Origin of the sequence: Acetobacter oryzifermentans (assembly GCF_001628715.1) — a bacterium.
In the GTDB taxonomy this organism is placed as follows: Bacteria; Pseudomonadota; Alphaproteobacteria; order Acetobacterales; family Acetobacteraceae; genus Acetobacter; species Acetobacter oryzifermentans.
Genome location: NZ_CP011120.1, coordinates 96,473 through 112,923, shown reverse-complemented (window position 1 = coordinate 112,923; position 16,451 = coordinate 96,473). Strand labels below are relative to the sequence as shown.

The 16,451-nt window shown below is 52.3% G+C and carries 14 protein-coding genes; 4 read left to right on the top strand and 10 right to left on the bottom strand.

Annotated features, from left to right (window positions below):
* Position 1: 1 nt before the first annotated feature.
* Together WG31_RS00510 and WG31_RS00505 are read right to left on the bottom strand one after the other, a co-directional pair.
* The gene (locus WG31_RS00510; protein WP_063353286.1) at positions 2-1,138 is read right to left on the bottom strand and encodes a DegT/DnrJ/EryC1/StrS family aminotransferase; all 1,137 of its coding nucleotides are present in this window, start codon (positions 1,136-1,138) and stop codon (positions 2-4) included.
* Entirely contained in the window at positions 1,135-3,165 is a 2,031-nt protein-coding gene (locus WG31_RS00505; RefSeq protein WP_063353285.1) for a polysaccharide biosynthesis protein, read from the bottom strand. Before WG31_RS00505 ends, WG31_RS00510 begins: the two co-directional genes overlap by 4 nt.
* On the opposite strand from WG31_RS00505, the gene WG31_RS00500 reads away from it, so the two are divergent.
* Positions 3,159-4,256 carry an MraY family glycosyltransferase gene (locus WG31_RS00500; RefSeq protein WP_063353284.1) on the top strand — a complete coding sequence of 366 codons (1,098 nt, stop codon included), beginning with the start codon at positions 3,159-3,161 and terminating at the stop codon, positions 4,254-4,256. The two genes, WG31_RS00505 and WG31_RS00500, sit on opposite strands and share 7 nt — an antisense overlap.
* A 10-nt stretch (positions 4,257-4,266) precedes the next feature.
* On the opposite strand, the gene WG31_RS00495 is transcribed toward WG31_RS00500, so the two are convergent.
* The 3 genes from WG31_RS00495 to WG31_RS00485 form a co-directional block, all read right to left on the bottom strand.
* A complete protein-coding gene (locus tag WG31_RS00495) occupies positions 4,267-4,713 on the bottom strand; it encodes a hypothetical protein (RefSeq protein WP_063353283.1) in 447 nt (148 codons plus the stop codon).
* A gap of 142 nt (positions 4,714-4,855) precedes the next feature.
* Entirely contained in the window at positions 4,856-5,272 is a 417-nt protein-coding gene (locus WG31_RS00490; RefSeq protein ID WP_035353907.1) for a MarR family transcriptional regulator, read from the bottom strand.
* A gap of 157 nt (positions 5,273-5,429) precedes the next feature.
* Positions 5,430-7,016: a leucyl aminopeptidase family protein gene (locus WG31_RS00485; protein ID WP_082823224.1), complete on the bottom strand. Its 1,587-nt coding sequence runs from the start codon at positions 7,014-7,016 to the stop codon at positions 5,430-5,432.
* Here WG31_RS00485 and WG31_RS00480 point away from each other — a divergent pair.
* Both WG31_RS00480 and fdxA read left to right on the top strand, forming a co-directional pair.
* Positions 6,978-9,566: a helicase-related protein gene (locus WG31_RS00480; RefSeq protein ID WP_063353282.1), complete on the top strand. Its 2,589-nt coding sequence runs from the start codon at positions 6,978-6,980 to the stop codon at positions 9,564-9,566. The two genes, WG31_RS00485 and WG31_RS00480, sit on opposite strands and share 39 nt — an antisense overlap.
* Positions 9,567-9,736: 170 nt before the next feature.
* Positions 9,737-10,069, top strand: a complete 333-nt coding sequence (gene fdxA / locus WG31_RS00475; RefSeq protein ID WP_035353955.1) for a ferredoxin FdxA — start codon at positions 9,737-9,739, stop codon at positions 10,067-10,069.
* A 259-nt stretch (positions 10,070-10,328) separates the two neighbouring features.
* On the opposite strand, the gene cyoD is transcribed toward fdxA, so the two are convergent.
* From cyoD to WG31_RS00445, 5 genes are all read right to left on the bottom strand, one after another.
* Positions 10,329-10,661 carry a cytochrome o ubiquinol oxidase subunit IV gene (gene cyoD / locus WG31_RS00470; RefSeq protein ID WP_003629825.1) on the bottom strand — a complete coding sequence of 111 codons (333 nt, stop codon included), beginning with the start codon at positions 10,659-10,661 and terminating at the stop codon, positions 10,329-10,331.
* The gene (cyoC, locus tag WG31_RS00465; protein ID WP_006116681.1) at positions 10,661-11,266 is read right to left on the bottom strand and encodes a cytochrome o ubiquinol oxidase subunit III; all 606 of its coding nucleotides are present in this window, start codon (positions 11,264-11,266) and stop codon (positions 10,661-10,663) included. Before cyoC ends, cyoD begins: the two co-directional genes overlap by 1 nt.
* 1 nt (position 11,267) lies before the next feature.
* Complete coding sequence (gene cyoB, locus WG31_RS00460) at positions 11,268-13,259, bottom strand: cytochrome o ubiquinol oxidase subunit I (protein ID WP_006116680.1); 1,992 nt, start codon at positions 13,257-13,259, stop codon at positions 11,268-11,270.
* 5 nt (positions 13,260-13,264) lie between these two features.
* The gene (cyoA, locus tag WG31_RS00455) at positions 13,265-14,191 is read right to left on the bottom strand and encodes a ubiquinol oxidase subunit II (RefSeq protein ID WP_006116679.1); all 927 of its coding nucleotides are present in this window, start codon (positions 14,189-14,191) and stop codon (positions 13,265-13,267) included.
* Between the two features lie 612 nt (positions 14,192-14,803).
* On the bottom strand, positions 14,804-15,580 hold the full coding sequence (locus WG31_RS00445) for a Bax inhibitor-1/YccA family protein (protein WP_006116678.1): 777 nt from the start codon (positions 15,578-15,580) through the stop codon (positions 14,804-14,806).
* Positions 15,581-15,769: 189 nt separating this feature from the next.
* On the opposite strand from WG31_RS00445, the gene WG31_RS00440 reads away from it, so the two are divergent.
* Positions 15,770-16,333 (top strand): hypothetical protein, encoded by a 564-nt coding sequence (locus tag WG31_RS00440; RefSeq protein ID WP_063353280.1) that lies wholly within the window; start codon positions 15,770-15,772, stop codon positions 16,331-16,333.
* Positions 16,334-16,451: the final 118 nt, after the last annotated feature.

The window sequence follows — 16,451 nt, the reverse complement described above, 5'->3', positions numbered from 1 at the left end:
CTTACCCGCGCACCGCAGCAATAACGCGGGCTACTTCTTCATCTGTCAGTTCCGGATGGATTGGCAACGCCAGAATGCGTTGTGCCAAATCTTCTGAAACAGGCAACGCCGTACCATCATGATGATCCCGGTAGGCTGGTTGTTTATGCAGCGGCAGCGGGTAGTAAATTGCTGATGGCACACCCTGTTCTTTCAGGCGGGCCTGCATCTGCTCACGCTCGGCGCTGTTTTTCAGCAACACGGAATAAATGGCCCATGCGCTCTGGCTATCTGGCACGCGCGCAGGCACCTGCACCACATCTTTTAGGCCTGCATCATACTGGCAGGCAATTTCCTCACGCCGCGTCAGTTCTCGCGCAAAGTCATCCAACTTGGCGAGCAGTACAGCGGCTTGCAGAGTATCCAGCCGTCCGTTCATACCGGTGCGCAACACCTCATACCGGGTTGTGCCTTCGCCATGTGTACGCAAGGAACGATAAAGGGCTGCGCGCTCCGGGTCATCCGTCAGAATAGCACCGCCATCCCCATAACCACCCAAAGGCTTGGATGGAAAAAAGGATAGCGTTGTTGCTGTGGCTTCCCGCCCCAAAGGCGCACCATTCAGCTTTGCTCCAAAGGATTGTGCACAATCAGCCAGCAGAAAAAGGTCTTTTTCCTGCGCAATGGCCCGTAACTCTGCCCACGGCGCAGGCTGGCCAAACAGATCCACCCCAACAATGGCGCGTGGTTTCAGTTTGCCAGCTTCCCGCACGGCACGAATGCTCTTGCGCAGGTGCTCTGGGTCAATCTGGAAGGTCTGTGGGTCAACATCCACAAAAACAGGCGTGGCACCCAACACCAAGGGCACTTCTGCCGTGGCGGTATAGGTAAACGCGGGCAGGAACACAGCGTCATCCCGGCCAATCTGTTCCCCCATCATCACAATCTGCAAAGCATCTGTGCCAGAGGAAACACCCACGCACTCTTGCGCGCCACACCACTGGGCCAAACGCTGCTCCAGCTCCAGAACCTCTGGCCCCATTACAAAGCGACAATGCGCCAGAACGGCTTCCAACCGTTGCCGCAATGCGGGTTCCAGCCGTTTTTGCTGGACTGCGAGATCAAGAAAAGCGATAGGCCTGTTTTGTGAACCGTTCATAATGCCACCTGCTCATTGCCATCGGCCTGCGCCTGTCCGCTGTGTACAACACCCGCCGCCATAGCACCAGACGCCGCAGATTCTGGCGCCAGGGCACGCACCTCTCCTGCTGGGTTATGATCGAATTCCGGCACCAGCAATGCCAGAATACGCAAAGCAGCCTGCACATCACCTTCTCGCGCATAGGCCGTAATCTGATCCACCTCTTGGCGTATCTGCTCCAGATCAACCAGCCGGGGCGTTGCCATTAGCAGGCCGGGTTCATCGGTTGGCACTGGGGCTTCCCGGCCATGAAACAGTTCCTCATACAGTTTTTCACCGGGCCTTAAGCCCGTAAAATGGATAGTTACATCTTCATCAGGGCGCAAACCGGCCATACGGATCATCTGCCGGGCCAGATCTACAATGCGGACAGGTTCTCCCATATCCAGCACAAAAATACCGCCATGCCTCAGTAAGTCATCGGTGCCAGAGCCATCTGTATGACGCATGCCGCGCACACTGGCTTGCAGCACAAGCCCCACCGCTTCTGGCACTGTCATGAAATATCGGCGCATTTCAGGGTGCGTGACGGTAAGTGGGCCACCACGTTCCAACTGGCGGCGGAACAATGGCACAACAGAACCAGTAGACCCTAAAACATTCCCAAAGCGCACGGTAACACACCGCATGGCATTTGCCTTGCCCGATGCACGGGCACGCACGTCCAACGCCTGACAGTACATTTCTGCCGCTCGCTTGGATGCGCCCATCAGGCTGGAGGGATTCACCGCCTTGTCTGTTGAAATCACCACCATGGCCTGCGCCCCGTGGCGAGATGCCGTATCGGCTACAACACGCGTACCATGCACATTGGTTAACAATCCTTCAGCCGGGTTTGCCTCTACAATAGGCACATGCTTCAGCGCTGCGGCATGAAACACCAATTCCGGACGGAAACGCGCCATCACATCATCAAGCCGCGCTTCATCCCGCACATCGGCCACCACCACTTCTCGCGGCACATGAGGGGCACAATCTGCAAGTTCCACATCTATCTGCCACAGCTCGAACTCGCCATGGTCAAGCAGAATCAGGCGTTTAGGGCCAAGCAGAGCAATCTGCCGCACCAGTTCAGAACCAATAGTGCCCCCTGCCCCCGTAACCAGAACGGTGCGGTTGCCCACCAGCCGTTCCATACCTTCCCGATCCAGTGGCACCTGGGGGCGGTTGAGCAAGTCTTCCAATGGTACAGGCCGTAGTTGCACACGCTCTGCGGGGGTAAGATCTGTTAAAGCGGGCGTGCGCAATACTGAGATACCATGCACCGCTGCCGCATCCAGCACATTGGTAAGAGCACGACCTCGGAAGGAAGGATCTGTCACCACCAAGGATTCGGGCAGCATATTGTTTTTGGCCAACCGATCTAAAACGGCACCAATATCTTCCACATGCCCCAGAATGGGAACGTTGTGGATGCGTCGGCCTGCTTGATGCGTGCCCAAGGCCACAAGCCCTACAACACGAATCCCTGCCTCTGGGTTACGCTCCAGCGCACGCAGATACAGATCTGCAACCGTATCTGCCCCTATCAACACTACTCGCCGTAGGTTGGCCCGACGGAGGGCTATTCTGTGCGCCAGACGATATCCCACACGCAACCCGCCCAGCATAACCAGCAGAACCAACGCATAAATAATGGGAAAGGTCAGGCTAGGTAACGGAAAGCCCACTGCCACAAGCCCGCATGAAAACAGCACGGAACTGGCAATGGAGGCTCCAGCAATACCTAGAAGGTCTGAAACACCGGAAAACCGCCAATATTGCTGTGGCATACGGAATGGCAACCCGCTGACAAGCAGCGTGATAGCCCCCCCAGCCAGAAACCAGAGTGGATGCAGCAATCCATCTTGCGGGGCCGCCAGCCACCGCGCCAGAGGTGCAGCAAGTGCCGCCAATACGCCATCCAGCACGATATTTACGGCTATCCTGTTTACAGGGCGCAGACGCGGATTACGGTGTAGGGGCTGAGAGTGTTGTGATGCCATTATCTTGCACCTATAGCGTAGCACCTGCCATCCTAGAAGCGGCTCAACCGGACGACTGTCTTTTCATGTCTTTTTCTTTTTCCTGTGTGGCAATTTTCTGCCTTTTAGGTGCCTGCATTCTTTCCGCCTGCATTGTGCGGGGCATGATCGGGCTTGCCGTTATGGATACGCCGGGGCATCGCAGTGCCCACGATACCCCCACCCCCAAAGGAGGCGGCATAGGTGTAATGCTTGCTTTTGCGGCTGTTTTACCGGTGCTTATGTATGTTACCGGCCAGCGGTTTCTTTCCCTTCCCGCCTGCGCGCTGGCTACGGCTACCCTTTTGCTATGTGCCGTTTCATGGCTTGATGACATTTATCAGTGGCCCCCCACCATTAAGTTTGCAGCGCAATGCGCCGCTGCCTGCATCATTGTGGTCGGAGGCATTACTCTGCCTTGGCCCACACCGCTTTTTGGGGCCATTCTTTCCGTATTATGGCTGATATTTATAACGAACGCCGTTAATTTCATGGATGGATTAAACGGGCTGATTTCTGGCTGTTTATGTATTGCAGCACTATGTATAGCCGGCGCAGCTACTTATCTGGGCGTACCAACTTTACGTTGGCCAGCATTGCTTATGGCTTTTTGTTTGGCAGGTTTTCTGCCTTTTAATTTCCCCAATGCCCGCATTTTTCTGGGAGACGTAGGAAGCCAAGGATGTGGGCTACTGGCTGGTGCTGCCGCCCTGTATGTCGCAGCACATTCTGCGCTTCCCTCTGGGTGGGTTGTGGGGCCTGCGCTGCTGTTTCCGTTGATTTATGATGTTATTTTCACGCTGATTCGCCGCAAACTGGCCGGACATTCCTTGGTACAGGCGCATCGTGGGCATTTGTATCAGGTGCTCCACCGAAGCGGCATATATGCTCCCGCCATTTCTTGCATGGAATGGACCTTCACACTTTGGGGGATAATGGTAGCCTGTTTTGTGGCCCCTATGCCTGTAACAGCAGGAAGCATAACGGCTTTTATACTTGTATGCGTGCCGCAACTTATATGGACAGGCTTTGCAATTTTACGCACGCGCCAACACCCTGTTGGCACGTGGTAACTGCAATCTTTTATTTTTCCAGCGTCAAGGTCAGCCCCTGTGCAGAACCTGCAAGCCGTGCGCCCTGAGAAATGGTTTCAATCTTGATACGCACGCCATTCTTGTTTTCCAGAACAGCGCCACCCAAGCCTTGCCCCAGCGTTGCTTCACCATGAGCAGCGCCATAAGTACCATTAAAATCTGACAAACGATGCAGATTATAAACGGTGCCTTTTCCTTCAATTTTAGAATAACCAACAGCCGCAATTGTGCCGCCGGTAATAGAAAACTTGTACGTTTTACCGCCGTAACGCAGCCTGCCGCCACCCCATGTATAGCCTACTCCCAGATCGGCTGACCGCGCTGTAATAGTAACCGTAGCAGTGGGTGACCCCATGGCATCTTCAGCATGGGCGACAGGAATAAAACTGGCCGATGCCGCAAGCGCAGCTGCGGCAAAAAATGAAGAAAACCGCATGGAACGTTCCTTTCTTCTTGTTGGTCTGGCCGAAAAATCAGCCTGCTGCTTTAGAATACAAAACAGCAGGCTTTTCAGAAAACCGTGAAGAAAAAACGCTTACTTCCTACAAAAGTTTCAAACTGGTTGAACCAGCAAAAACTCAGGCAGCCATCACACGGCGCACACGCCGAGCTGCTGGCTCACGCTCTGCGGAACGTTGAGCCTTGCGTGCTGCATTTTCTACAGTTTCGCCCATAATGGTGCGAATTTCCTTTAGGTAAGCAGCCCCTTTAGGCGTACGCTGCACCAGTACGGAACGACGATCCAACGGATCTACCTTACGGCGGGCCAGATCCAGTTCACTCAACCGATCCAAAGCACGGGTAATAGCCGGTTTGGAAACGTTCAGGCTGGCAGCTAGACCACGTACGGTATGGCCGGTTTCATCCAGATAACATGTCAAAAACACTGCCAGTTGGCGAGCGGACAGATCTGGAGCATCTCCACGCACCAAGGATACAATCGTATCCCGCAGGGTTTTGGCCAGATCCTCTGTTTTTTCTGCTGCCTGAGGCATAAGCTTCACTTTCCTTTTGCTGCACGCTTTATCTTGGTCTCTCAAGATAAAGCGACATATTCCCGCTTCCTGTTACGGAACGAATCCCCTTGAGATTTCATATAGGAGGCGAAACGACTCTTTTAAAGTATTAAATAAGAACACATTCTCCCTTCTTTTATGACAGCTTTATGGCAGCGGTATCCTGCTCTTCACAAAAAAGCTGCGTAATAGCTTTAAAAACGGCCCGAACCCCAGGAGAATCGCCACCTTTTGGCCGTCCGGGGCGGGAACTGTCATTCCATGCATAACTGTCGATATGCACCCAACGCTGATCTGGATTTACAAATCGTTCAAGAAATAATCCGGCAGTAATCGCGCCCGCCGTAGGTCTTGATGAAATATTACTGATATCTGCAACAGAACTTCCCAACCATTCCCGGTACCCTTGCCACAAAGGCAAGCGCCACATGGGGTCTGCTTCCTGCTGCCCTGCTTCCAGAAATACCTTAGAAATGTCTTCATCATTACAGAACAAGGCGGGCAGATCTGGCCCCAGAGCCACACGGGCAGCCCCTGTTAAGGTTGCAACATCCAACAGCAGATCGGGGTTCTGCTCTCCTGCTTCATGCAGCAAATCACACAAAACCAGACGGCCTTCTGCATCTGTATTGCCAATCTCTACTGTAAGGCCAGAACGGCTACGCACCACATCCAACGGGCGCATGGCATGCCCGGAAACGCTGTTTTCCACACAGCCAAGCCGCAATTCCAGCCTTACAGGCAAATCCTGCGTCATAATCAGGCGGGCAAGCGCCAGAACTGTTGCGGCCCCACCCATATCCTTTTTCATGCGCAGCATACCGCTGGAGGGTTTAAGATCGTACCCGCCGCTATCAAAACACACACCTTTACCGACCAAAGAAATCAGCGGTGCTTTTTTATCTGCCGTGCTGCCATGCCATTGCGCTACCACCACACGTGGGCCGCGATCTGACCCATTGCCCACATGCGCCAGCAAAGGGTAGGCTTTATCCAGCGCAGCTCCTTTTATAACATCCACATCAGCACCAAATTCCTTAAGCACTGTTTTGGCTGCTCGTGCCAGATCAGACGGGCCCAACAGATTGGCTGGTGTATTAATCAGATCACGCGCAAGCCAGATGGAACGTGCCATTTCCGATGCCACGCTTGCACGTTCCTGCGCCGTGACCACCAATCGTGTTGTTGGTTTTTTGGCGGATGCAGATTTCAAACCATACTGATATGCTCCAAGGCAGAAGCCTAAAATCACATCATGCCGCGCAATGTCATCCGGCGCTTCCACCCGCCAGTCTCCGTCCGGCAATTCTTGCGCCAAAGCCCCAAAAATGAATGGGTCAACCACACCCTTTTCTGGCACGCCAAATAGCGCTGTTGGTGCCCCGTTTGTATCCGGCACCATAACCAGTTGGCCGGGAAGAGCTTTAAAGCCACAACTTTCTGCAAAAGCCGCCGCCTGTTCCCCTACCCATGTCTCTAAAACTGCCTGCTCCGATGGGCGAACAGCATGAACAGTGCGCACCTTACTTCCTCGGCGGGACACAACCAGACAATCGGCTTCACGAACAGGCATGATATTTCTCCCTTCGCTTTCAGGCGAATTACCCGTCAGCATATTTCCTTCTGCAAGGATAATGGCATCTGATGGCTTGCTTTTCCACACGCAGCAGCAGACGATGTTTGTATGATGGTTTCTTCCCGCCGTATGGCTGCTGCCGCTCATCACGCATCTACGCCGGACGATGCGCCCGTGCGGGCCATTTTGGGGCCCACCAACACCGGAAAAACACATCTGGCGCTAGAACGCATGCTAGCCCATTCCTCTGGCATGATCGGTTTTCCGCTCCGTTTGCTGGCGCGTGAAAATTACGAACGCATGGTTAAACTTAAAGGCGTGCGCTCCGTTGGGCTGATTACCGGTGAAGAAAAAATTATCCCACCTCAGGCACGCTGGTTTTCCTGCACGGTAGAGGCCATGCCATCTGACCGTAAGGTAGAGTTTGTAGCCGTAGATGAAATTCAGCTATGTGCTGACCCCGAACGCGGCCATGTTTTTACAGATCGGCTTTTAAATGCGCGCGGGCGATCTGAGACCCTTTTTTTGGGTGCAGAAACCATCGCACCTCTGCTCAAAACCTTGATTCGTGACATAGAAATAGACACACGCCCCCGCCTTTCCAACCTGACATATACGGGGCACATGCGCCTGTCCCGCCTGCCAGCGCGCACGGCCATTGTGGCTTTTTCCATAGCTGAAGTTTACGCCATTGCAGAACTTATCCGCCGTAAACGAGGGGGGTGTGCTGTGGTAATGGGCCAGCTTTCACCCCGCACCCGCAATGCGCAGGTTGCCCTCTACCAGAACCGGGAAGTGGATTATCTGGTTGCAACCGATGCTATCGGCATGGGGCTGAACATGGATATCCGGCACATTGCCTTTGCCAATATCTGCAAGTTTGATGGATACAGAAACCGACTGCTAACCCCAGCAGAAGCGGCACAAATTGCGGGCCGCGCAGGCCGAGGCACACAGGATGGCACTTTTGGCACAACCGGAGAATGTCCACCTTTTCCGGAAGGAATGGTAGAGGCCATTGAAACCCACCATTTCGAGCCGCTGCCGTTTTTGTGGTGGCGTAACAGCAAGCTCAATTTTACCTCTCCCAGCACGCTTTACGCCAGCTTATGCCAAAAGCCTCCTGACCGATGCCTGAAATCTGCCGCCCCGGCATCCGATTTACTGGCGCTGTCTGCACTGATGCAGAATGCTACAGTGCAAAAATTAGCCCATACGCCTGCCCGCACCCAGTTGTTGTGGGAGGTGTGCCAGATTCCGGATTTTCGCAAACTGGGGGAAGACAGCCATATCCGGCTGTGTGAGCAGATTTTCATCCTGCTTGCCCAAAAAGGACACCTGCCTTCCGCATGGATGAAATCTCGCCTTGCCAATCTGGAACAGTTGGAGGGGGATATTGATGTCCTGATGCAGCGCCTTATGGGTATTCGCACGTGGTCCTACGTTTCAGCCAGACCAGATTGGGTCGAAAACGCTGCGCACTGGCGGAACCATACCCTAAGGCTGGAAGATGCTCTTTCCGACGTATTACATGAACGCCTGACCACACGCTTTGTAGATAAACGCGCAGCTAGTTTGGCACGGCGCTTGGAAGAAGCAGGCACCACCCCTTTGCTTTCTGCCATTACCCGCACGGGTGAAGTAAGTGTAGAAGGGCATGCAGTAGGCCATATGCGGGGCTTTAGCTTTACCCCAGACCCTGAAGCCGCACAGTCTGACCAGAAACTTATTCTCAAAGCGGCACGTAGGGCGGCACGTAACCAGATACCCTATCGTGTTTCCCAGTTTTTGCAGGCACCAGACACGGAAATAACGCTGAACCTGCAAAATGGCGTACTCAGCTGGCAGAAAGATGCCATTGCGCGCTTGCAAGCCGGAGCAGATGTGCTGCACCCAGTTATTGAAGTGCGTGAGGCAGAATTTCTGGAACCTGGACAGAAAGAAAAAATCCGGCAACGACTGGCTGCCTTTGTTGATGCACATATCCGCAAAGAGTTGGCACCCTTATTTCATGCAGAAAAAGTAGTGGCTGATCAGCCATTGCTCCGCGGTATGGTGCATATGCTGGTCGAAAACGGAGGTGTGGCCGAGGTGTCGCACCTTTCCGCCTTGCCAGTGCGTGCCAGACACATGCTAAAGCGCCTTCATATTGCCCAACAAAAAAACACTGTTTTTTGTAGTAAAATAATGCGCCCTAGCTCCATGGCTTTGCGGGCCCTTTTGTTAAGCTTACATTCTGGCATTGTTTTACCAGAACTACCCCGCACAGGTGCTGTTTCGGCCCCTTTACCCGCTTTGCTCACACCGCCGCAGAAATCTCTCCTGATGCAGCTTGGATGGATTATTTCTGGGGGCACCTTGATCCGACTCGATATTGCTGCTGCACTATATGCTGAATCTATAGCTCTGATTTCACACGGATCACGGCAGATTCCGAATTTCTTTGCCTCTCGGCTAGGTGTGAAAAAGGCTATTCTTCCAAGCATTTTGCGTAGCCTTGGGCTGCATGTACAAAAACCCCAGATTTTACCGGATACACATGCTGGCCCACCTGCTCCTTTTCTGATTATCCCCCAGAAAACTGTAAAAAATCGGAAACACTCAAAAAAGCGTACAGGTAGAGTTCAGCCAGAAAAATATAATCACAACAGCCCCTTTGCTGTGCTGGCAACGCTTCGGCAACACTATCAACCTTAGCCTTGTTGTAAAAAGAAAGCTGCCCTCCTTACACAGGCGGGTTGCCATTAGGGCAAAAGCACCTCATATCTGCGCCATCCTTGGTGGCAGGCTTCTATATAAAGGTACTGCCATCTGACCCCACGCGGTGAGAGCCCCTCCTCCACCGCCAGATATTTTCGGAGATGGCAATGACCTACGTGGTCACTGAAAACTGCATCCGCTGCAAATTCATGGACTGTGTGGAAGTCTGCCCCGTTGACTGCTTCTACGCTGGTGAAAACTTTCTGGTCATCAACCCAGATGAATGCATTGACTGCGGCGTGTGTGAGCCTGAATGCCCCGCCGAAGCCATTTTCCCTGATAGCGACGACCGTGCAGCAGCGTGGGCAGAAATCAACGCAAAATATGCTACCCAGTGGCCAAACATTACGCGCAAGGGCACGCCCCCGGCTGATGCGGAAGAATGGAAAGACAAGCCTAACAAAACAGAGCTGCTTTCCCCCGATCCGCAGAAAGACTGAAAACCTTTATTTACCTAAGGTTTGGAGAAATGGTGTTAGCCTGAGGCTGGCACCATTTTTTTGTACCCAGCCCCCCTAACACCTCACCTTGGGTTGCCTCTGCTTTCCCCAGAGACTGCATAATGTGCTAGCGCGAGATGCTCCGCATGCCCTGCCAAAAAATACCCAATAAAAAAGCCCCTGTAGCCATAATAGCTACAGGGGCTTTTTCAGCTTGCTCTCTACCGCCACTTAACGCGGCGGTAGAAACATCACCATATTAGCGGGACATCATGTGCAGTGCGGTGTTGTTCATGATGAACACCGAACCAACAATCAGGATGGCCACAAAAGCAACGGTGAAAACAAAGCACATGTTGTTCCAGCGCTGTTCGGAATCTCCGCCCATGTGCAGGAAGTAGTGCAGATGCACCAGAACCTGAACCAGAGCGAGAGCTGAAACAGCAGCCAGAGTGCCTGCTGGCGAGAGGCTATGGCTCATCACCACACCAAACGACAGCACCGTTAGAACGACGGCAAGAACAAACCCGATAATGTAAGAAGATACGCTACCGTGGCTCTCGCCTGAGGAGGATGTATGCGGATTGCTCATCAGATCATGCTCGCCAGATAGACATAGGTGAAAACGCAGATCCAGACGATATCCAGAAAGTGCCAGAACAGGCTCAAGCAGGTGAGCTTATTCATCATACGTTCCGGAATTTCAGTCGTACCCATCAGCTGAACGATCAGGGTAACAATCCAGATCAGACCACACGTGACATGCAGACCGTGAGTAGACACCAGCGTAAAGAACGCAGACAGGAATGCACTGCGATCCGGACCGGCGCCTTCTGCGATCATGTGCGCAAATTCACGCAGTTCCAGCCCCACAAAGCCAAGGCCCAGCAGGAAGGTAACGCCAAGCCAAAGGATAACCTTGGAAACCTGGCTCTTATGGGCGGCAATCATGCCGAACCCATAAGTGATGGACGAAACCAGCAGGAGGGCTGTTTCCAGCCCAAGCCCACCAAATTCGAACAGTTCGTGGCCGGTTGGGCCACCGTTAAACTGGTTACGCAGAACTGCAAACACGGCAAAAAGCGTGCCGAAGATGATGCAGTCCGTCATCAGATAGACCCAGAACCCGAACACCACCGGAGATTCGTGGTGATGTTCGTCGTGGCCTGCGGTCTGAACAGTTGTGTTCTGTGCCATATTATTCAGCTGCCTGTGCCATCAGTTTACGGGTGTGCTCGTTTTCAATCCGGGCAACCTCATCGGCAGGGATATAGTAGTCGATATCCTTATCAGCGCTGCGGGCAATTACCGAACCGATAACACCAACAAGACCAATAGCAGCCAGCCACCAGATGTACCAAACCGCAGCAAAACCGAAGATCAGGGAGAAGATACCACAAGCCAGCCCCAAAGAGGTGTTCTTGGGCATGTGGATTGCTTCGTACTGAGCACCAGCCTGACGGGTATCAATACCATTTTCCTTATCATGCATGAACGCATCGAGTTCGTGCACATGAGGAACGATAGCAAAGTTGTATACCGGCGGCGGGGAAGACGTGGACCATTCCAGCGTACGGCCATTCCATGGGTCACCGGTCACGTCGCGGTTCTGCGGCAGGTTACGGTCACGGATGGAAACATACAGCTGTGTAAGCTGGCAAGCGATACCAAGCATAACCAGCACTGCACCAACTTCAGCAACCAGCAGCCACGGATGCCATGCCGGATTGTCGTAGTGGTTCAGACGACGGGTCATGCCTTCGAAACCGACAATGTAGAGCGGTACGAATGCACAATAGAAGCCAACAAACCAGAACCAGAAAGCGCGCTTGCCCCAGGTTTCATCCAGCTTGAAGCCCATCACCTTCGGGAACCAGAAGTTCATGCCACAGATGTAACCGAAATACACACCACCAATAATGGTATTATGGAAGTGAGCAATCAGGAACAGGGAGTTATGCAGAACAAAGTCAGCACCCGGGATAGCCAGCATAACGCCAGTCATACCACCGATGGTGAAGGTGATCATGAAGCCAACAGCCCAGTACATGCAGGCATGGAACTGGATGCGGCCCTTATACATGGTGAACAGCCAGTTAAACAGCTTAACACCAGTAGGAATGGAGATGATCATGGTCGCGATACCAAAGAAGGCATTCACGTCCGGACCAGCGCCCATTGTGAAGAAGTGATGAACCCATACCAGGAAGGACAGAACCATGATGGAGCAGGTTGCATAAACCATGGTGCTGTAACCAAACAGCGGCTTGCCGGAAAATGCAGGAACAACTTCCGAAAACACACCGAAGGCAGGAATAACAAGAATGTAAACTTCCGGATGGCCCCAAGCCCAGATCAGGTTCAGGTACAGCATCTGGTTGCCCCCACCATCATTGGTGAAGAAGTGCATCCCGAAGTAACGATCCAGACCCAGCAGAGCAACAGCAACCGTCAGAACAGGGAAGGCCACCATGATCAGGATGGAAGCGCAGAAAGCTGTCCATGTGAAAACAGGCATTTTCATCCAGGTCATGCCCGGAGCGCGCATCTTCACGATGGTTACAAAGAAGTTCACACCAGTCAGCAGCGTGCCAACACCGGAAATCTGAACGGCCCAGATGTAGTAATCAACACCAACGCCAGGGCTGAACTGATTTTCGGACAAAGGCGGATATGCCAGCCAGCCGCACTGCGAGAATTCACCAATGAACAGAGAAACGTTCACCAGGATAAACGCAACAGCCGTCATCCAGAAGCTCAGGTTGTTCAGGAACGGGAAAGCAACGTCACGCGCACCAATTTGCAGAGGCACGATGAAGTTGAACAGACCGGTCATGAACGCCATGGCCAGGAAGAAGATCATGATCGTTCCGTGAGCGGAGAAGATCTGATCATAGTGATGTGGTGGTAGGTAGCCTGGGTTACCTGCATACGCCAGCGCGAGCTGAGTACGCATCATGATAGCGTCAGCAAAACCACGGAAAAGAGCGACCAGTGCCAGGATGATGTACATCACGGCTAGACGCTTGTGATCGACAGAAGTGAACCACTCTTTCCAGAGGTAGCCCCACTTACCGTAATACGTAATAAGTCCCAGTACCGCGACACCGACAATGACAACGCCGATGAACGTCCCTACCAGGATCGGCACATCCAACGGGATGGCCGAGAGCGATAGTCTCCCTAGCATAGATCCTATTCCTTCATATTCATGTCGGACATCGCAGACTGCTGCACCTGGATCATCTTGCCAGTGCTTTTGTCCATGACCATGCCATTGTTGTACTTGGCAACGATCGTGTTGAACATGCCGGGTTCAACATGCGCGAAATACTCGACGGGGTTCGCTTCGCTTGGGGCAGCAAGTTTCGGATAGGTCTGGCTATCCAGCTGCTCGGAAGAAGACTTCACCTTTTCAACCCAGGCATTGAATTCATCACCGCTTACAGCAAGCGTGTGGAATTTCATGTCAGAAAAGCCACGGCCACTGTAGTTGGCAGACTCACCCAGATAGTCGCCTGGTTCGCTCGCCAGCAGATGAAGCTGGGTCTGCATGCCTGCCATTGCGTAGATCATGGAACCAAGACGCGGGATGAAGAAGGAGTTCATCACGGAATCAGAGGTGATGTTGAAGTCAATCGGGGTGTTGACCGGAATGGCCAGCTGATTGACCGTTGCAATACCCTGTTCTGGGTAGATGAACAGCCATTTCCAGTCCAGAGCCACCACTTCAACGTGCAGAGGCTTGGTATTTGCTTCTGCTTCAAGTGGCTTATACGGATCCAGAGAATGACAGGTCTGATAGGTAATCACTGCCAGGAAGAGGATAATCAGGGAAGGCACGCCCCAAATAATCACTTCAATTTTGTTGGAGTGGCACCACTTCGGCAGATACTCGGCGCTCGTGTTAGACTGGCGATACTGCCAGGCAAACAGAAGCGTCAGCAGGATGGTCGGAATCACAACAATCAGCATTGCGACTGTGGAGGTGGCAATTAGGGTTTTAACCCCTTCACCAACCGGGCCTTTCGGGTCGAGAACATCAAGTTCACACCCGGCAAGCAGCAATGCTGACGATAGGCCGCCCAATCGCGCCACTCTCGCCAGTAACTTGTTTTTCATCGCACGCCTCTTGGTTCTGACATCAAATTAGCCTCACTAAGACTCTTTGTTCTGCTGCCATAGAAGCCTGACAACAGCAAGAAAAACCGCGTTTCAACATTCCCCATCTACCACAAACACATATCAGACCGTTGTTTCCTTCATAAACACAAGGAACACGGCATATCGTGCTGGTGACAGAATGAACGGAGCGCGAAAACACCTTGCGCGCACTTTATTCCTAAAGCGCAGATTCTCAAATGTCGGAAAAGTTCCATCAGCCTTTCGTCATAATCAGGTTAGCTGATATGGCGGTGCGGCATGGGTACTCTGGTGCGATAAAAACAGAGGCAAACAACTTCACGAAATATTTCAAAATATTTCTGTATTTTTCTGGAAAATACAATTTCGCTTTCGATTTCATGCCGTTATGCGAAAATATTTTATCTCACATTTTCGTTACAAAATCTTGAATCAAGATAACGGCCTATTTTGGTACGCATTCCGGGCAAACATGCCGCCATTCATTCAGGGCATACCTTCCCATACAAAAAAACCCAGCCCTCTGAGAGGCTGGGTTTTCTTTTCGAGCATACCGGTGGAGCGCACGCCCCATGCCGACTCCTGTATAAATTAATCGTTGGAGTTTCTTACGCCCATAAACTGTAGAAGAAACTGAAAAAGGTTGATGAAGTTCAGGTACAGGCTCAACGCATCATATACGCTGCGCTTAGCTGTCATTTCCGGGCCTTCATACGCAGCAAGCTGCGGATAAGTAACCCGAATACGCTGCGCATCAAATGCACTGAACGCTGTAAAGATGAAAACACCTACAATGCTGTACACATAGTACAAAGCCGGGCTCTTCAGGAACAGGTTCACCAAGCCAGCAATCAGCAGCCCAAACAGCCCCATCATCAGGAAAGAACTAAAGCGCAATAGATTGGCTTTGGTAACGTATCCCCACAAAGACGTTGCAGCGAACATGCAGGCCGTTACCAGAAACACCCGGACAATAGATGTATCTGTATAAATAACGAATATATTGGCCATGCTAGCGCCCATGGTGGCACAAAACGCCCAAAACAGCGCTTGCGCCCCCTGTAGGGAAAGCCTGTTCAAACCAAAGGACATAACAAGCACAAATGCCAATGGCGAAAGCATAGCCACATCACCCAACAATGTTGGGCGCGGCACCAAGCCACCCGGTACCTGTACCACCTGAAAAAACAGATGGCTCAAACTTGTGTTGGCAATAACATATGCCACTATACCAGTAAGCAGCAGGCCAGATGCCATCCAGTTATAAACGCGTAGCATATAGGCCCGCAGCCCAGCATCCAGATTGGCTGCCTGAGCATTCCAGTCTGTGGGCGTAGCGGGGGATCGGTAGTCGTGACTAAACGACATGGTGTTTAACTCTCCTTGTCCGGACAGGCCGGCTTTGCTTAATACTTGTGGCTGCCCTGCCCTGTCGTCAAGGGTTGCAAAGAATCAGGTCAAAAACAGGGCGCTTTATTCCTGCCTGGTTTTTATCTCTTCATATAACGCGCTCCCCCACAAATCGGCCATCACAAGCCAAGGAATAAAGTACCAGCTATGTTTTTGATTGCCGGAATTCGCCTTCCCGCCCCCATGCTGGAATTCTTTCAGCAAATTCAGACCTTCTTCCCCAATAGGGAATGGGAGCCCGAACCCTTCCTGTTTCTTCCACTGGTGATCATGGGAGAAACCTCTGATCCAGACATCATGGAGAATCTGGATGCGAGGCTGCTCTCTATCCAGACATCAACTCCGGCAACACTTGTCCACTCCGGGTTGGACGTTGTGCAGCAAGGCGAGCGAATCATTCTTACGGCCAAGATTCTATCTGCCGTATGCGATCACCTTTCCGTGAAAATCAGGCGTCAGACTCAGCAAGCAGGCCTGAAGGTAAAGCGTATCTGCCACCCACTCAGCGTGCCACTAGGCACAATCTCAACTGTTCCACCAGAAGACGTCCATAACTGGTTGCGCATCCACCACAGTCTACGTGCCCCAGAGGACGAGGTTTATGAATTCACCCTGTTCAGTTCTTGGAAAAATCGTGAAACGACAGATATGGAACTTCTGGCCGATTATGCGTTTACATCAGGTTGCATAGAACCCACACACTTGTTATAACAAGATTTGTAAGCGCCTTTCATAACCTGAATGTGAGCATAATTTCCGGCTCTACAGGCCTGTAAGCACGGGAAATTATCCCGCAGAATGGAAGCTGCTATTCCTTCCCCGTGATTGA

What these genes read in the sequence shown, in the direction of transcription:
- WG31_RS00505 (WP_063353285.1), bottom strand. Translation starts at nt 3,165, where the DNA reads ATGGCATCACAACACTCTCAGCCCCTACACCGTAATCCGCGTCTGCGC.
- WG31_RS00440 (WP_063353280.1), top strand. Translation starts at nt 15,770, where the DNA reads ATGTTTTTGATTGCCGGAATTCGCCTTCCCGCCCCCATGCTGGAATTC.
- WG31_RS00445 (WP_006116678.1), bottom strand. Translation starts at nt 15,580, where the DNA reads ATGTCGTTTAGTCACGACTACCGATCCCCCGCTACGCCCACAGACTGG.
- cyoB (WP_006116680.1), bottom strand. Translation starts at nt 13,259, where the DNA reads ATGCTAGGGAGACTATCGCTCTCGGCCATCCCGTTGGATGTGCCGATC.
- cyoC (WP_006116681.1), bottom strand. Translation starts at nt 11,266, where the DNA reads ATGGCACAGAACACAACTGTTCAGACCGCAGGCCACGACGAACATCAC.
- WG31_RS00510 (WP_063353286.1), bottom strand. Translation starts at nt 1,138, where the DNA reads ATGAACGGTTCACAAAACAGGCCTATCGCTTTTCTTGATCTCGCAGTC.
- fdxA (WP_035353955.1), top strand. Translation starts at nt 9,737, where the DNA reads ATGACCTACGTGGTCACTGAAAACTGCATCCGCTGCAAATTCATGGAC.
- WG31_RS00480 (WP_063353282.1), top strand. Translation starts at nt 6,978, where the DNA reads ATGATGGTTTCTTCCCGCCGTATGGCTGCTGCCGCTCATCACGCATCT.
- cyoA (WP_006116679.1), bottom strand. Translation starts at nt 14,191, where the DNA reads ATGAAAAACAAGTTACTGGCGAGAGTGGCGCGATTGGGCGGCCTATCG.
- cyoD (WP_003629825.1), bottom strand. Translation starts at nt 10,661, where the DNA reads ATGAGCAATCCGCATACATCCTCCTCAGGCGAGAGCCACGGTAGCGTA.
- WG31_RS00485 (WP_082823224.1), bottom strand. Translation starts at nt 7,016, where the DNA reads ATGAGCGGCAGCAGCCATACGGCGGGAAGAAACCATCATACAAACATC.
- WG31_RS00500 (WP_063353284.1), top strand. Translation starts at nt 3,159, where the DNA reads ATGCCATTATCTTGCACCTATAGCGTAGCACCTGCCATCCTAGAAGCG.
- WG31_RS00495 (WP_063353283.1), bottom strand. Translation starts at nt 4,713, where the DNA reads ATGCGGTTTTCTTCATTTTTTGCCGCAGCTGCGCTTGCGGCATCGGCC.
- WG31_RS00490 (WP_035353907.1), bottom strand. Translation starts at nt 5,272, where the DNA reads ATGCCTCAGGCAGCAGAAAAAACAGAGGATCTGGCCAAAACCCTGCGG.